Raw genomic sequence first — 15,221 nt, 5'->3', positions numbered from 1 at the left:
TTACCTGACCATCCGGTCGGTATTTCGCTGTCCGGTGCCGACCGATCGACCGTCCGGCGACGACGCCCAGGACCACGGAGGCCCCCGCCATGACCGCCACGACCAGCGAGACGTCCCGACGCCTGGGGTCGGCGCCCGACCCGGGCCTGCTCGACCCCGCGGAGCGGATGGGGGTCGACGAGCTGCGCGCCCTGCAGCTGGAGCGGCTGCGCTGGACGCTGCGGCACGCCTACGAGAACGTGCCGCACTACCGGCGGGCCTTCGACGAGGCCGGGGTGCACCCCGACGACTGCCGCGAGCTGGCCGACCTGGCGAGGTTCCCGACCACCAGCAAGGCCGACCTCCGCGAGAACTACCCCTTCGGCATGTTCGCCGTCCCCCAGGAGCAGGTCCGGCGGGTGCACGCCTCCTCGGGCACCACCGGCCGGCCCACCGTCGTCGGCTACACCGAGGCCGACATCGACACCTGGGCCACGGTCATGGCCCGCTCGATCCGGGCAGCCGGCGGGCGTCCGGGGGACAAGCTGCACAACGCCTACGGCTACGGCCTGTTCACCGGCGGGCTCGGCGCCCACTACGGCGCGGAGAAGCTGGGCTGCACCGTCATCCCGGTCTCGGGCGGCATGACCCCGCGCCAGGTGCAGCTGATCCGCGACTTCGAGCCGCGGGTGATCATGGTGACGCCCTCCTACATGCTCACCGTCATCGACGAGTTCGAGAAGCAGGGCGTGGACCCGCGGGAGAGCTCCCTGGAGATCGGCATCTTCGGTGCCGAGCCCTGGACCGAGCAGATGCGCCGCGAGATGGAGGAGCGCGCCGGCATCCACGCCGTCGACATCTACGGCCTGTCCGAGGTCATGGGGCCGGGCGTGGCCCAGGAGTGCGTGGAGACCAAGGACGGCCTGCACGTCTGGGAGGACCACTTCTACCCGGAGGTCATCGACCCGCTGACCGGTGAGGTGCTGCCCGAGGGCGAGCAGGGCGAGCTGGTGTTCACCTCGCTGACCAAGCAGGCCATGCCGGTCATCCGCTACCGGACCCGCGACCTCACCCGGCTGCTGCCCGGCACCGCCCGTCCCGGCATGCGCCGGATGGAGAAGATCACCGGCCGCACCGACGACATGATCATCCTGCGCGGGGTGAACCTCTTCCCGACCCAGATCGAGGAGATCGTGCTGCGCACCCCGGGGCTGTCGCCGCACTTCGCCCTGGAGCTCGTCACGCGCGGCCGGATGGACCACCTGATCTGCCGGATCGAGGCGCGGCCCGACTGTCCACCCGAGCGGCGGGAGGCGGCCGGCGCGGAGGTGGCGCAGGGCGTCAAGGACGTCGTCGGCTGCAGCATCGAGGTGCTCGTCGTCGACCCGGAGACCCTCGCCCGGTCCGTCGGGAAGCTGAAGCGGCTGTACGACAACCGGGAGCGGACAGGGGCGTGAGCATCGCAGTGAGGAACGAACGAGGAGCGGAGCGCCCCGCGGGAGTGACCCGATCAGAGGAGTGCGTGCGTGACCTCGACGGCTGATCCGGCCCGGGTGCGGCGCGGCCGGCCCGGGCACTCGCTCGACACGCTGCTCGACACCGCCGTCGCCGTGTTCAACGAACGCGGCTACGACGCCACGAGCATGGACGAGCTCGCCACGCGGCTGGGCATCACGAAGTCGGCGATCTACCACCACGTCTCGAGCAAGGTCGAGCTGCTCCGGCTCGCCCTCGACCGGGCCCTGGACGCGCTGTTCGCCGTCACCGAGGAGCCCGGCGCGACGACCGGTGCGGCCATCGACCGGCTCGAGCACGTCGTCCGCGGGTCGGTCCACGTCCTCGCGGCGGAGCTGCCGTTCGTCACCCTGCTGCTGCGGGTGCGCGGCAACTCCCCGGTCGAGGAGGCCGCGCTCGCCCGGCGCCGCGAGTTCGACCGCATCGTCACCGACCTGGTGCGGGCCGCCGAGGACGAGGGCGACGTGCGCCCCGACGTCGACCCCGCCGTCACCAGCCGCCTGCTGTTCGGCACCGTCAACTCCCTCACCGAGTGGTACCGGCCCGACGGCGGCCTGACGCCCGACGCCCTCGCCGACGCCCTCGTCACCACGACCTTCCAGGGCCTGCGCGCCCGGCCGTCCTGAAGCACCCCCGGGAGATCCGCCATGACCGCACCTCTGCTCGAGAGCTACGTCGCCGGCCGGTGGTACGCCGCCCCCGACGAGGGCACGCCGATCGCCGACGCCGTCACCGGGGAGACCGTCGTCCGGGTCAGCAGCACCGGCCTCGACGTCCCCGCGATGCTGGACCACGCCCGCACCGTCGGCGGGCCGGCGCTGCGCGAGCTGACCTTCCACCAGCGGGCCGGCCTGCTCAAGCAGCTGGGCCTCAAGCTCATGGCCGGCAAGGACGAGGTCTACGCGCTGTCCCGCCGCACCGGTGCCACCGACCGGGACAGCGCGGTCGACGTCGACGGCGGGTTCGGCACGCTGCTGTCCTACGCGTCCAAGGGCCGCCGCGAGCTGCCCGACGACACCGTCGTCCTCGACGGGCCGGTCGAGCCGCTGGGCAGGCGCGGCACCTTCGCCGGTCAGCACCTCTACACCCCGCTGCGCGGGGTCGCGGTGCAGGTCAACGCCTTCAACTTCCCGGTGTGGGGCTTCCTGGAGAAGCTGGCGCCCGCCTTCCTCGCCGGTGTCCCGACCGTCGTCAAGCCGGCCAGCCAGACCGCCTACGTCACCGCTGCGGTGGTCCGGGAGATCGTCGAGTCCGGCCTGCTGCCCGAGGGCTCGGTCCAGCTGCTCGCCGGCAGCGCCGCCGGGCTCCTCGACGGCCTGGCCGGTCAGGACCTGGTGTCCTTCACCGGCTCGGCCGCGACCGCCCGCAAGCTGCGCAGCTCCCCGGCGGTGGTCGCGCACTCGGTGCGGTTCAACGCCGAGGCGGACTCGCTCAACTGCTCGGTGCTCGGCCCCGACGCCGGCCCGGGCACCCCGGAGTTCGAGCTGTTCGTGGCGCAGCTGGTCACCGAGATGACGGTGAAGGCCGGCCAGAAGTGCACCGCGATCCGCCGGGCGTTCGTGCCGCGCGACATGGTGGACGACGTCGTCGAGGCCACCCGCGAGCGGCTGGCGCAGGTGGTCGTCGGTGCACCTGGCGCCGAGGGAGTGCAGATGGGCGCGCTGGCCAGCCTCGACCAGCGCGAGGAGGTGCTCCGCTCGCTCAAGGCGCTGCGCGGCGTCGCCGAGCTGGTCGCCGGCGACCCGGAGCACTTCGAGGTGGTCGGCGCCGACCGCGACCGCGGCGCGTTCCTGCCACCGATGCTGCTGCGCTGCGACGACCCGGCCGCCGCCGAGCCGCACGACGTGGAGGCGTTCGGCCCGGTCAGCACCGTCCTGCCCTACGACGGTGTGGCGCAGGCGGTGGAGCTGGCCGCCCGCGGGCAGGGCAGCCTGGTCGGTTCGGTCGTCACCCACGACGAGCAGTTCGCGCGGGAGTTCGTGCTGGGCGCCGCGCACGCGCACGGCCGGATCCTGGTGCTCGACCGCGACGACGCGGAGGAGAACACCGGCCACGGGTCGCCGCTGCCGGTGCTCGTGCACGGCGGGCCCGGCCGCGCCGGTGGCGGCGAGGAGCTCGGCGGCATCCGCGGCGTGCTCCACCACATGCAGCGCACCGCCGTCCAGGCCTCGCCGGACATGCTGACCGCGGTCGGCGGCCGCTGGGTGACCGGCGCCCGGCGGACCGACGACGGCGTCCACCCGTTCCGGAAGTCGCTGGCCGAGCTGCGGATCGGGGACTCGGTGACCGCCGGCCCGCGGGCGGTGACGCTGGAGGACATCGAGCACTTCGCCGAGTTCACCGGCGACACCTTCTACGCGCACACGGACGAGGCGGCCGCCGCGGCCAACCCGCTCTTCGGCGGGCGGGTGGCGCACGGCTACCTCATCGTGTCCTGGGCCGCGGGGCTGTTCGTCGACCCGGCGCCCGGTCCGGTGCTGGCCAACTACGGGGTCGACAACCTGCGCTTCCTCACCCCGGTCAAGCCGGGGGAGGAGCTCACGGTGACGCTCACCTGCAAGCAGATCACCCCACGCGGCGGCGCCGACCACGGCGAGGTCCGCTGGGACGCCGTCGTCGTCGACACCGCGGGCGCGCCGGTGGCGACCTACGACGTCCTCACGATGGTGGCCAAGACGTGGCCGCCGACCGCCTGACCGGGCCGCTCAGCCGCGCAGCCGGGCGTTGAGCCGGGCGGCCTGGCGGGTGAGGTGGTCCCGTTCGGGCAGGTTGGGCGCCGACCGGGCGGCCTCGGCGTAGAGCCGTGCCGCGGTCGCCGGGTCGCCGGCGCGCTCGTGCAGGTACGCGGCGACCGCGGTGTGGCGGGGCAGGGCGGGGTCGAGCCCGGCCAGGGCGGCCAGGCCGGCCCGCGGGCCGTCGGCCTCGCCGACCGCGACGGCCCGGTTGAGGCGGGCGACCGGGCTGTCGGTGAGCCGCACCAGCTCGTCGTACCACTCGACGATCTGCACCCAGTCGGTCTCCTGGGCCGTGCGGGCGTCGGCGTGGAGGGCGGCGATGGCGGCCTGGGCCTGGAACTCGCCCAGGCGGTCGCGGGCGAGCGCGGTCTGGAGCACGTCGACGCCCTCGGCGATGAGGCGGGTGTCCCACCGGCTGCGGTCCTGCTCGGCGAGGGGCACGAGGCTGCCGTCCGGGCGGGTCCGGGCCGGGCGCCGGGCGTGGTGCAGCAGCATCAGCGCCAGCAGTCCCGCCACCTCCTCGGAGTCGATCCGGGCCGCCAGCTGGCGGGTGAGCCGGATCGCCTCGGCGGCGAGGTCGACGTCGCCCGAGTAGCCCTCGTTGAAGACCAGGTAGAGCACCCGCAGCACCGTGCCGACGTCGCCCGGCCGGTCGAGGCGGACACCGGAGACGATGCGCTTGGCCCGGCTGATCCGCTGGGCCATGGTCGCCTCCGGCACGAGGTAGGCCTGCGCGATCTGCCGCGTGGTCAGCCCGCCGACCGCGCGCAGCGTGAGCGCGACCGCCGAGGCCGGGGTCAGGGACGGGTGGGCGCACAGGAAGTAGAGCCGGAGCGTGTCGTCCACCTCCTCGCCCGGACCGGGCGCCGGCTCGCTGTCGACGCGGACCTCGCGCTGCCGCCGGGAGGCGTCGGCGCGGGTGGCGTCGAGGAACCTGCGCCAGGCCACGGTGACCAGCCAGCCCCTCGGGTCCCGCGGCGGGTCGTCCGGCCACACCCGCACGGCCTCGAGCAGGGCGTCCTGGACGGCGTCCTCGGCCGCCGCGAAGTCGGCTCCGCGGCGGCCGAGGATCCCGATCACGGTGGGGATGAGGGCCCGCAGCAGGGCGTCATCCACCGCGCGTCACTCCGTGATGGTCGGCGGCGCGGCCAGGAACGGGCGCACCTCGAGCCACTCGTGGATCGGCTTCCCGCCGGCGCCCGGGGCCGCGGACAGCTCGCCGGCCAGCTCGACCGCCCGCTCGCGGGTCTCGACGTCGATCACCATCCAGCCGGCGATGAGGTCCTTGGTCTCGGCGAACGGACCGTCGGTGACCGGCGGCCGTCCCTCGCCGTCGGAGCGGACCCACATGCCGTCCGGGGAGAGCGCCTGACCGTCGACGAACTCGCCGGTGCTCTCCAGCCGGGCGGCGAAGTCGTGCATGTACTGCACATGCGCCGTGACCTCCTCCGGCGTCCACTGGTCCATCGGCACGTCGTTCACCGCCGCCGGCGCGCCGCGGTAGTGCTTGAGCAGCAGGTACTTGGCCATCGCGTTCTCCTCGGTGGGGTACGGCCCATCGTGGCCGTGTGCACCCGGGGGACGGAGCCGCGCGCGGGTTCTCGACATCCCCCGGCGACTTTTCTCGAGCGGAGTGTGGAGAGCGAGGAATCCTCGCCGGCCGCACTCCGCTAGGTGGCGGTCCAGCGGATCGGCAGGCGCTTGACGCCACGCTGGAAGTTCGACCGCAGCAGCGCCGGCGGACCGTCGAGGTCGAGCGTGGTCGTGCGGCGCAGCAGCTCGCCGAACAGCGCCCGCATCTGCACGCGGGCCAGTTGGCCGCCGAGGCAGAAGTGCGGGCCGTGCCCGAAGGACAGGTGCGGGTTGGGGGAGCGGCGGACGTCGAAGGTGTCCGGCTCGGCGAACACCGCCTCGTCCCGGTTGGCCGAGGTGAACGACACGACCACCTTGTCCCCGGCGCGGATGCGGGCGCCGGCGAGGTCGACGTCGCGCGTCGCGGTGCGGCGGAACACCATCACCGGCGTCCACCAGCGCAGCATCTCGTCGACCGCGCCGGGCAGCAGGGACGGGTCGGCGCGCAGCGCGGCCAGCGCCTCCGGGTGCTGGAGCAGCGCGATCAGCCCGCCCGGCAGGCCGTTGCGCAGTGTCTCGTTCCCGGCGACGGCGAACAGCCAGAACGTGTTCTCGAACTCCGCGTCGCTGACCGAGCCGCCCTCGTCGTCGACCTGGGCGAGCAGGATCGACATGACGTCGGTGCCGGGGGAGCGGCGCTTCTCCTCGGCCAGCAGCCGGGCGTACTCGTAGAGGTCGGGCATGCCGGCACGGGTGCGCGGGTCCGGCATCCGTCCGTCCGGTCCGGGCACCGGGCGCAGCGCGACGGCCGCCCGGGCCATCGCCGTCCCGCCGGTGCCGTCGAAGTGCGACGACGTGGCGTAGTCGGGGTCCTGCCAGCCAATGACCCGGTTGGACCAGTCGAACATCAGCCAGCGGTCCTCGGCCGGCACCCCGAGGACGTCGGCGAGGGTGAGCAACGGGAGGTCCGCGGCGACGTCCTTGGTGAAGTCGCACCGGCCCTCGGTCGCGCCGTCCACCATCCGGTCGACCAGGCCCGCCGCCGTCGCCTGGATGGCCTCGCCCACTGCCGCCACGGCCCGTGGCGTGAAGGAGCGGGTGAGCAGCCGCCGGAGCCGGGAGTGGTCCGGCGGGTCCATGTTGAGCATCATCCGGCGCACCCAGGCGAGGTCCGCGGCGTCGCGCACCTGGGTGGCGCCCAGCCACGAGGAGAACGTCGCCGGGTCGCGGAGCACCCGCTCGACGTCGGCGTGCCGCAGCACCAGCCAGAACCCCGGACCGGCCGGCTGACCGTGCAGCGCGGGCTCCTCGACCCAGGTCACCGGCGTCTCGGCCCGCAGCCGGCGCAGCAGCTCGAACGGCGGCCCCTCCTCGTAGGTCGCCGGGTCGACGAGGACGGCGGGGTGCAGCGCCGCTGACGCCATGTCCGCTCCTGGGGGTCGGCTCCTGGAGGGTCAGGAGTAGGTGTGGAAGCCCTTGCCGGTCTTGCGGCCGAGCTCGCCGGCCGCGACCTTGTCCCGCAGCAGCTGCGGCGGGGCGAACCGCTCGCCCAGGGTCCGGTGCAGGTACTCGGCGATCGCCAGCCGGACGTCGAGGCCGACCAGGTCGGTCGAGCGCAGCGGGCCCATCGGGTGCCGGTAGCCCAGCTCCATCGCGGTGTCGATCGCCTCGGCGTCGGCCACGCCTTCCTCCAGCATCCGGATCGCCTCCAGGCCCAGCAGGACGCCGAGCCGGGAGGAGGCGAAGCCGGGGGAGTCCTTGACCACGACGTCGGTCTTGCCCAGCGCCCGCACCCAGCCGCGGGCGGCGTCGACCACCACCGGGTCGGTCTCCGGCACGACGACGACCTCCACCAGCTTCGACGCGGGCACCGGGTTGAAGAAGTGCAGGCCGAGGAAGCGCGCCGGGCGCTCCAGCGCCGCGGCGAGCTCGGTCACCGACAGCGAGCTTGTGTTGGTCGCCAGCACGGCGGCGGGACCGGCGGCCGCCGCCGCCGCGCCCAGCACCTCGGCCTTGAGGTCGGCCCGCTCGGGAACGGCCTCGATCACCAGGTCGGTGTCCCGACCGAGGTCGGCGGGGGAGTCCAGCAGGGTCAGCCGGCCGAGGACGGCCGCGACGTCGTCGGCGAGCTTGCCGCGCCGAGCCGCCTCCTCCAGCCCCTCGGCCACGCGCCCGCGGGCGGCCGCCGCGGCCTCCTCGCCGGCCTCGACCACGGCGACCTGCGCGCCGGCGGCGAGGAACGCCTGCGCGATGCCGGCACCCATGCGGCCGCCGCCGACGACGCCCACCCGGGCGGGGACGCTGCTCATGTGTCCTCCTCGCGGCGCCGCACGCCGAGTTCCCGACCAATCGTTCAGTAATTCGTCCCGGGAAGTCTCGCGCACGGTCGGGGCTCCGGGCAACCCCCGGCTCAGCCGGCGCGCAGCCGCGCCAGGGAGTCGTCGAGCATCCGCAGCTGGGTGTCGGCGGCGGTGGGACCGGCGGGCAGCAGGGCGAGGACCTGCAGTCCCATGGCCATGGCCAGCAGCTGCTCGGCGAGGACGTCGTCCGGCGTGGCGACCGTGACGTCGCCGTCCTCCCGGCCCTGGGCGAGCAGGGCACACAGGTCGCGGCGCCAGGTCTGCATGGCGGCGTCGCTGATGCCGGCGAGGCGGTCGTCGGTGACGGTGCGGCTCCAGAACGGCAGCACGATCCGGGCCTCGAGTCGGGTGAGCTCGGTCGTCGGCAGGACCTCGACGAGGAAGGCGCGCAGGGCCGCCACGCCGCGCTCGCCCTCGACCGCCGCCCGGATCCGCTCGTTGGTGCGGTCGAAGACGTAGCCGTACGCGGCCTCGATCAACTCGTTCTTGTTGGCGAAGTAGTAGGCCAGCGCGCCGTTGGCGTACCCCGCGGCGCGGGCGATCTCCCGCATGGTGGCGGCGTCGGCCCCCTGCGTGGCCATGAGCCGCCAGGTCACCTCGAGGATCTCGCGGCGCTTGGCCTCGTGGTCCACCAGCTTCGGCACCGGGCTCCCGTCCTCTCGTCGGCGACGTCCGAGTCTGACCGATGGGACGGCGAGAGCCCGGCGCCGGGCGTCAGCGGTCGGCGGCCGCGGTCTGCTGCGGCCGGCGCACCAGCGCGACGACCACGCCGGCGGCGAACGCGGCGGCGATGACGGCCAGCAGCACCGTGGCCAGGACGGCGTCCCCACTGATGAGCGTGGTGAAGTTGGCCAGCACGAGGCCGACGATGCCCAGCAGGCCGAGGGTGCCGAGCACGGGGGCCACGCGGGTGTGCCACAGGCGGCTGTCCACCCGGCTGTGCGCGAAGAACGCCAGCACCGCCACGCTGGTCAGCACCATGAGCAGCAGGACGCTCACCGTCGCCAGGCCCGACATCCAGGTGAACAGCTGCAGCACCGGGTCCGACCCGGCCACGGCGAAGACCGCCACGACCACGAACGCGGTCGCCGTCTGCACCAGCGAGCCGACGTGCGGCGAGGCGTGCCGGGCGTGCGTGCGGCCGAGCCCACCCGGCGCGACGCCCTGCCGGCCCAGCGCGAACAGGTACCGCGAGATGGCGTTGTGGAACGCGAGCAGGGCGGCGAACAGGCTGGTCAGCAGCAGCACGACCATGGCGTCGGCGACGGCCGGGCTCAGGTAGTCGGCGGTCGCGCTGAACACCAGCCCCGCGGTGTCGGCCTGGGCCGCCGCGACCACGCCGTCGGTGCCGAACGCCAGCACGATCGCCCAGCTGGCCAGCGCGTAGAACCCGCCGATGAGGACCACGGCGACGTACGTCGCCAGGGGCACCGTCCGGCGCGGGTTGCGGGCCTCCTCGCCGTAGATGGCGGTCGCCTCGAACCCGATGAACGACGCGATCGCGAACACGATGCTGATGCCCGGCGCGCCGGAGAAGAACTCCGAGGGCGCGAACGACCGCACGTCGATCCCGTCGGCACCGCCCTGCGCCAGCACCGCGACGGCCACCACGGCGATGACGCCGATCTCCAGGGTGAGCAGGACGCCGAGGACCTTGGCGCCCACGTCGATGTTCCGGTAGCCCAGCAGGCCGACGACCGCCATGAGCACCAGCGACCAGACCCACCACGGCAGGTCCGGGCCGCCGTACCGGACGACCAGGCCCTCCGCGGTGGCGCCGGCCAGGCCGTAGATCGCCGCCTGGATGGCGGTGTAGGTGAGCAGCGCCAGGCCCGCGGCACCGACGCCGGTGGACCTGCCGAGCCCCTTGCTGACGTAGGCGTAGAAGGCGCCGGCGTCGACGACGTGCCGGCTCATCGCCGCGTAGCCGACGCTGAACAGCAGCAGGACGACGGCGGCGACGACGTAGGCCATCGGGCTGCCGGGGCCGTTGCCGATCGCGAGCATGACCGGCAGCGCGCCGCCGATCGAGGTGAGCGGTGCGGCCGCCGCGACGACCAGGAAGACGATGCCGACGACGCCGATCGAGCCGCGCAGGCCGCGACCGCCCGCGGGTTCCTCGGGAGCGGGCGTGGGAGCCGGCGCGGTGGAGGAGAGCTCACTCATGGCAGGAACCGCCCTCGGTCGAGCCGCCGGTGGACCGGGAGCGGCAGTGGGCACTGGCGTTGGGCGGGACGTCGAGGGTGGGGTTGCGGTCGAAGAAGCCGACCGGCTTGAGCCGGAAACCCGTGTGGTCGACGGGCATGATCGGCCAGTCCTCGGGCCGCGGCACGTGGGTCAGCCCGAAGGTGTGCCAGACGACCAGGTCGGTGCCCTCGATCTCCCGGTCGGCCCCGACGTACTCGGGGAGACCGGCCCCGCCGGGGTGCTGGTTGACGAAGTCGCCGGCCGCGTAGCGCTCGGCGGGGTCGTAGGCGGTCACCCACAGGTGCTTGGTGGCGAAGGTCGCGCGTCGGGCGATCGGGCTGTCCGGGTCGGCCAGCAGCGGCGGCTGGCCCTCGGGCAGCAGCGCGTAGGCGACCGGCTCACCGAGGCGGTTGCGGCTGTTCGGGTTGCTGATGTGCCACACCCGGCCCGCCGACTGGTCGGCCATCCGCTGCGCCTCGGACTCGCGGCGCAGCGCCGTCCGCCGCTGGGCGAAGGCGTTGCCCCGCGGGTTGTCCGGGCCCATCGGGACCCGGACGAAGTCCAGTTCCTCCACGGTGTTCGTCGGGCCGTCGACGGCCATGTCCAGCCGGGCGCTGAACAGGTGCTGGTGGAACGGGGCGCCGAGACCGGGTGCGATCTCCGAGGCGTACGGGTAGCCGGCGCCGGGGTGGGCGGAGGTGAAGACGATCCCGGTGGCCTTGACCTCGAACCCGATGGTGCCGTCGAGGTAGAGGTACCAGTAGAAGCCGTAGTCGTAGTTGCCGATCGTGGTGAAGAAGCTGATCACCATGCGGCGCTGGCGGCGGGTCTCCGACGAGCCGGCCCACAGGTCGGTGTGCTTCCAGAGGATCCCGACGTCCTCCTCGTGCATGCAGATCGCGTTGCGCAGCACCTGCGGGTTGCCGCGCTCGTCGGCGATCACGGCGTCCAGGTAGGTGATGTCGCCGAGGCAGTCGCAGCCGAGCTCGAGGGCGTTGGCGTACCGGCCGACCAGGTACTCGCCGGTGTCGAAGTAGTTCTGCCAGGACCGCACGGGGGAGGGGTCGGCGTAGGGGACGACCATCTCGGCGATCGAGGCGCGGTGGACGACCGGCCGCAGCCGGCCGCCGTCCGCGAAGCCGATCTGGTGCAGGGTCAGCCCCTCGCGGGCGTCGAAGCCGACCCGCAGCTGCCACTTCTCCCAGGTGAGCAGGTTGCCGTCGAGGGTGAAGCTCGGCCCCTCGGGCTGGGTGATCTCGATCGGCTTCTGCGTCGTGCGCAGCGGACCGGTGAGGGACGGGTCGGTGAAGTTGCCGTGCTCCTCGGGGACCGGCACCGGGCCGAGGTCGACGACCTGGTCGACGGTCCGGTGCATGACGTCGACGTAGGCGACCAGCCCGTCGATCGGGTGCGCCCAGGGGTGGTCCTCGGGGAAGTCCTGGCGGAAGGCCAGGCCGCGCAGGATGCGCCGGCCGGTCTCCTCCGGGTACTCGAAGACGCCGGCCGACAGCGGCGCCACGCGCACGTCGGCGACGTCGAGACCGCGCGCGGCCAGGGCGGCCAGCCAGCGCTCGTCGGTGGCGAGGACCTCCTCCACGAGGGCGAACTCCTCGTCGAGCACCGGCAGCTGCCCGTCGGTGGCGGCGTCGAGCGCGCGGTCGGAGACGACCTCGCGGCAGGTCACCGAGACGACGACGTCGTGGGCGTCGGGCCGCGACACGTCGTGCAGCAGCACCCGGACCCGGCGGTCGACGGGCGCGCCCGCGGACAGCGCCGCCTTGTCCGGCTCCTCGAGGCCGACGTAGACGAAGCGGGTCGTGTCGGCGACCAGCCCGGCGTCGGTCAGGACCTCGCGGGCGGTGGCGACCTCGTCGGCGGTGAGCTGCTCGAGGGGGTGGGTCGCGGTGGACGGCACGGCGGGTGCGGCCATGGGGGCTCCCTGTTTTGGTTCTACGGGTGTAGAAAGACTGCGTGACCCAAGTTACAGCCGGTGTCTCGATATGTGAAGCCCGTGTTCCACATACGAAGACAAGTCGGTGGTCGGCTCCGCTGCGCTGGTGCGCGGTCCTGGTGGCGATGGCCTCCGCAGCGGTGCACGTGCTCGCCCTGGCCACCGGAGGAACGCCGTCGTCGGTGCAGGTGGTGGTGCTGCTCGGCATGGGCGCGGCCTGCCTGCCGTGTGCCGTGCACCTCGCGCTGCTGCCCTGCCGGCGGGCGTGGCTGCAGACCGCCGTCGTGTCCGCGGCCATGCTCGGCGCCCACCCGCTGGTGCCGGCCGGTCACCACGGCGCGGGGCACGGGTCGGTGGGCGTCGCGCTGGTCGTCGTCCCCGCCGCCGGGCTGGCGCTGGCCGCGTGGGCGCTGGTGCTGGGTCCCCGGGCGCGGCGGGTGGTGACCTGACCGGGCGCGTCGGGTGGTGACCTGACCGGTCGCGGCCGGCGGCGCGCCTGGCCGCCGGTGCGGCGAGGGCGGTCCATCGGGGAGTCGGCCCATCCGGTACAGAGGAGGGCCGGGGTCCGAGCACGGGGGTGGAGCGGTGGCGCGTCGGTCGAGCAGGTCGACGTCGGCGGCGGCGGTCGCGGAGCGGAGCGCCGGGGACGGGACGCGCTGGGCGGCCGTGCTGAGCCTGATGGCCGCCGGGGTGGTCGCCGCGGCCCAGATCGGCAAGGCGTCCGCCGCGCTGCCCGTCCTGCAGGACGAGTTCGGCCTCAGCCCGGCCGCAGCGGCGTGGTTCCTCTCCGTGGTCAGCGCGATCGGCGCGGTGGTGGGCGCCGTCCTGGGGTGGCTCGGGCAGGCGCTCGGGTTCCGCCGTCAGGTGCTGCTCGGGTTGCTCGCGATCCTGCTCGCCAGCGCCGGAGGAGCACTCGTCCCGTCGAGCGGGTGGCTGCTGGCCGCCCGGGCCGCCGAGGGCCTGGGGCTGGTGCTCGTCGTCCTCGCCGCTCCCGCGCTGCTCCCGGAGGTCTCCGCGCCGGTGCACCGCCGGCTGGTCGTCGGCGCCTGGGGCGCCTACATGCCGGTCGGTGCCGGCCTGGCCACGCTGCTGGTGCCCGGTGGGGTCGCGCTCGTGGGCTGGCGGGGCACCTGGCTGGTCGACGCGGGCCTGGCTGCGTGCGTCCTGCTGGCCGTGGTCCGGTGGGTGCCCGCGACCCGGGCCCGTCAGCCGGCGCGCGGCGGTCTGGCGCGGGCTCTCCGGTCGCCGGGGGTCCTCTGCCTCGCGGCGGTCTTCGGGCTCTACGCCGGGCAGTACCTCGCCGTCGTCGGGCTGCTGCCCGCCGTGCTCGTCGACGACGGCGGGCTGTCGCTGGCCTCCGCGGGCCTGGTCAGCGCCCTGGTCTTCCTGGTCAACGCCCCCGGCAACGTGCTCGGTGCGGTCCTCCTCCACCGGGGGGTGCCGCGCGGCCGGCTGCTCGTGGCCGGCAGCGCCTGCATGGGGGTGACCGTGTGGGGGGTGCTGGACGCCGGACTGCCGCTCGGTGTGCGCATCGCCTCGGCCCTGGTGTTCTCCGCGACGGCCGGCCTGGTCCCGGCCGCCGCCTTCAGCGGGGTGGCCGCGATCTCCGCCGGCACCGCGTCGGCGGGGGCGTCCGTGGGCCTGCTGATGCAGGGCTCGAGCACCGGCCAGCTCGGAGGACCGCCCCTCGCGGTCGCGGTCGACGCGGCGGTGGCCTCGTGGGCGGGCCGTCCGGCGGCGCTGTGCTGTCTCGCCGCCCTGGCCGTGCTGGGGGGCCTGGCGTACCGGCGGCTGGAGAGACCGCTCGGCCCCCCGGGGGATCGCGTGCCGGGCTCGGCGGGCCTGTGACCCGGCGGGGTGCCCGGGCAGTCAGCCGACGTCGTCCCGGTCGCCGGTGGCGCGCAGCCGGGACGCGAGCACGGCGCTGCGCTTGAGCGACTCCACGACGACCGAGACCTCCAGGGCCGCCACGGAGGCCGACCAGGGGGAGGTCGTGATCAGCTCCCGCAGGGCCGCCTTGTCCGGGGCGGCCACGTCGACGAGGAAGGACCACTCGCCGGCGAGCTCCGCCGCGTACCGGACCGACGACGCCGCGGCGAGCGCCCGGCCCAGCTCGTCGACCCGGCCGGGAGCGGTGCGCAGCCACACCAGGGCCTCGACCGGCAGCCCCAGCAGCGCGGGCTCGACGACGGCGCGGAAGTAGACGACGCCGTCGGAGCGCAGGGCCTCGATCCGCCGCCGCACCGTCGCCTCGGACACCGCGCACAGCCGCGACAGCTCGTCGCTGGTCCGCCGCCCGTCCTCCGCGAGCGCCCGCAGCAGCAGCCGGTCCACGCCGCTCAGCGCCACCCTCGGGGCGGCGCCGGAGAGGGGGATGTCGGGGACGTCGCGGGCGAGCGCCGCCCGCTCGTCCGGGGCCAGCAGGTCCGGCATCCAGTCGTGCACGGTCCGGTGGTAGCGCAGCACGGGCGCGCTGCTCACCCGCCCCAGCCCCGGGACGGCGGGCAGCTCCTCCAGGGTGAGCGCGGCGACGTGCTCGTCGCGGCAGACCACCTCGGCCACGACGTCGGACGTGCCGGTCACGAGGTAGGTGAAGATCGAGTCCCGCCGCCGCGCCAGCGCCCCGGCCGCCAGCCGCGCCGTCCCCGGCGCGCACTGCGCCCGCAGGACCCACGGGTCACCCGCGCCGATCCGCGTCCGCGCCGGCAGCGCGGTGACCACCACCCAGCCCTCCTCGACCAGCCGGGCCCCGCGGCGGGCCACGGTGCGCTCGGGCTCGCCCAGCACCGCGGCGATCTGCCGCCAGGACGCCCGCCCGTCGACCTGCAGCGCGCCGACGATGCGCCGGTCCAGCGGCGTGAGCGGCCCCGGAGGCGTCGTCATGAGCCAGGAGCGTGGCCGATTCCGTCAGTCGCGACAAGA

The 15,221-nt window shown here is 74.5% G+C and carries 13 protein-coding genes; 5 read left to right on the top strand and 8 right to left on the bottom strand.

All coding sequences use genetic code 11. The features are described from left to right. Positions 1-89 precede the first annotated feature (89 nt). The 3 genes from paaK (at position 90) to paaZ (ending at position 4,190) form a co-directional block, all read left to right on the top strand. The gene (paaK, locus tag ACI79D_RS16025) at positions 90-1,436 is read left to right on the top strand and encodes a phenylacetate--CoA ligase PaaK (RefSeq protein ID WP_456919433.1); all 1,347 of its coding nucleotides are present in this window, start codon (positions 90-92) and stop codon (positions 1,434-1,436) included. A gap of 69 nt (positions 1,437-1,505) precedes the next feature. Continuing rightward, positions 1,506-2,120 carry a TetR/AcrR family transcriptional regulator gene (locus ACI79D_RS16020; RefSeq protein WP_456919432.1) on the top strand — a complete coding sequence of 205 codons (615 nt, stop codon included), beginning with the start codon at positions 1,506-1,508 and terminating at the stop codon, positions 2,118-2,120. A gap of 21 nt (positions 2,121-2,141) precedes the next feature. Further along, complete coding sequence (gene paaZ / locus ACI79D_RS16015; RefSeq protein ID WP_456919431.1) at positions 2,142-4,190, top strand: phenylacetic acid degradation bifunctional protein PaaZ; 2,049 nt, start codon at positions 2,142-2,144, stop codon at positions 4,188-4,190. Between the two features lie 9 nt (positions 4,191-4,199). Here the strand turns inward: paaZ and ACI79D_RS16010 are convergent, their stop codons facing one another. The 7 genes from ACI79D_RS16010 to ACI79D_RS15980 form a co-directional block, all read right to left on the bottom strand. Then, complete coding sequence (locus ACI79D_RS16010) at positions 4,200-5,345, bottom strand: RNA polymerase sigma factor (RefSeq protein WP_456919430.1); 1,146 nt, start codon at positions 5,343-5,345, stop codon at positions 4,200-4,202. Between the two features lie 6 nt (positions 5,346-5,351). Beyond that, positions 5,352-5,759 (bottom strand): YciI family protein, encoded by a 408-nt coding sequence (locus ACI79D_RS16005; RefSeq protein ID WP_456919429.1) that lies wholly within the window; start codon positions 5,757-5,759, stop codon positions 5,352-5,354. 140 nt (positions 5,760-5,899) lie between these two features. Beyond that, a complete protein-coding gene (locus tag ACI79D_RS16000; RefSeq protein ID WP_456919428.1) occupies positions 5,900-7,225 on the bottom strand; it encodes a cytochrome P450 in 1,326 nt (441 codons plus the stop codon). Between the two features lie 30 nt (positions 7,226-7,255). Next, positions 7,256-8,110 carry a 3-hydroxyacyl-CoA dehydrogenase family protein gene (locus ACI79D_RS15995; RefSeq protein ID WP_456919427.1) on the bottom strand — a complete coding sequence of 285 codons (855 nt, stop codon included), beginning with the start codon at positions 8,108-8,110 and terminating at the stop codon, positions 7,256-7,258. 101 nt (positions 8,111-8,211) lie between these two features. Then, complete coding sequence (locus tag ACI79D_RS15990; RefSeq protein WP_456919426.1) at positions 8,212-8,805, bottom strand: TetR/AcrR family transcriptional regulator; 594 nt, start codon at positions 8,803-8,805, stop codon at positions 8,212-8,214. Between the two features lie 70 nt (positions 8,806-8,875). Continuing rightward, positions 8,876-10,327: an APC family permease gene (locus ACI79D_RS15985; protein WP_456919425.1), complete on the bottom strand. Its 1,452-nt coding sequence runs from the start codon at positions 10,325-10,327 to the stop codon at positions 8,876-8,878. After that, positions 10,320-12,278, bottom strand: coding sequence for a primary-amine oxidase (locus tag ACI79D_RS15980; RefSeq protein ID WP_456919424.1), 1,959 nt, complete (start codon positions 12,276-12,278; stop codon positions 10,320-10,322). The genes ACI79D_RS15985 and ACI79D_RS15980 overlap by 8 nt, the downstream gene beginning before the upstream one ends. Positions 12,279-12,424: 146 nt before the next feature. Here ACI79D_RS15980 and ACI79D_RS15975 point away from each other — a divergent pair, with 146 nt between their 5' ends. Then, positions 12,425-12,748, top strand: a complete 324-nt coding sequence (locus ACI79D_RS15975) for a hypothetical protein (protein ID WP_456919423.1) — start codon at positions 12,425-12,427, stop codon at positions 12,746-12,748. A gap of 136 nt (positions 12,749-12,884) precedes the next feature. Continuing rightward, on the top strand, positions 12,885-14,147 hold the full coding sequence (locus ACI79D_RS15970) for an MFS transporter (RefSeq protein WP_456919422.1): 1,263 nt from the start codon (positions 12,885-12,887) through the stop codon (positions 14,145-14,147). A gap of 21 nt (positions 14,148-14,168) precedes the next feature. On the opposite strand, the gene ACI79D_RS15965 is transcribed toward ACI79D_RS15970, so the two are convergent. Then, the gene (locus tag ACI79D_RS15965) at positions 14,169-15,182 is read right to left on the bottom strand and encodes an Lrp/AsnC family transcriptional regulator (protein ID WP_456919421.1); all 1,014 of its coding nucleotides are present in this window, start codon (positions 15,180-15,182) and stop codon (positions 14,169-14,171) included. Positions 15,183-15,221: the final 39 nt, after the last annotated feature.

The sequence above is a fragment of the Geodermatophilus sp. SYSU D00708 genome (assembly GCF_054050115.1).
This window is presented reverse-complemented; position numbering and strand designations above follow the sequence as displayed.

Bases quoted from the DNA above. Each gene is read 5' to 3' on its own strand.
- paaK (WP_456919433.1), top strand. From the start codon at position 90: ATGACCGCCACGACCAGCGAGACGTCCCGACGCCTGGGGTCGGCGCCC.
- paaZ (WP_456919431.1), top strand. From the start codon at position 2,142: ATGACCGCACCTCTGCTCGAGAGCTACGTCGCCGGCCGGTGGTACGCC.
- ACI79D_RS16005 (WP_456919429.1), bottom strand. From the start codon at position 5,759: ATGGCCAAGTACCTGCTGCTCAAGCACTACCGCGGCGCGCCGGCGGCG.
- ACI79D_RS16000 (WP_456919428.1), bottom strand. From the start codon at position 7,225: ATGGCGTCAGCGGCGCTGCACCCCGCCGTCCTCGTCGACCCGGCGACC.
- ACI79D_RS15995 (WP_456919427.1), bottom strand. From the start codon at position 8,110: ATGAGCAGCGTCCCCGCCCGGGTGGGCGTCGTCGGCGGCGGCCGCATG.
- ACI79D_RS15985 (WP_456919425.1), bottom strand. From the start codon at position 10,327: ATGAGTGAGCTCTCCTCCACCGCGCCGGCTCCCACGCCCGCTCCCGAG.
- ACI79D_RS15980 (WP_456919424.1), bottom strand. From the start codon at position 12,278: ATGGCCGCACCCGCCGTGCCGTCCACCGCGACCCACCCCCTCGAGCAG.
- ACI79D_RS15975 (WP_456919423.1), top strand. From the start codon at position 12,425: ATGGCCTCCGCAGCGGTGCACGTGCTCGCCCTGGCCACCGGAGGAACG.
- ACI79D_RS15965 (WP_456919421.1), bottom strand. From the start codon at position 15,182: ATGACGACGCCTCCGGGGCCGCTCACGCCGCTGGACCGGCGCATCGTC.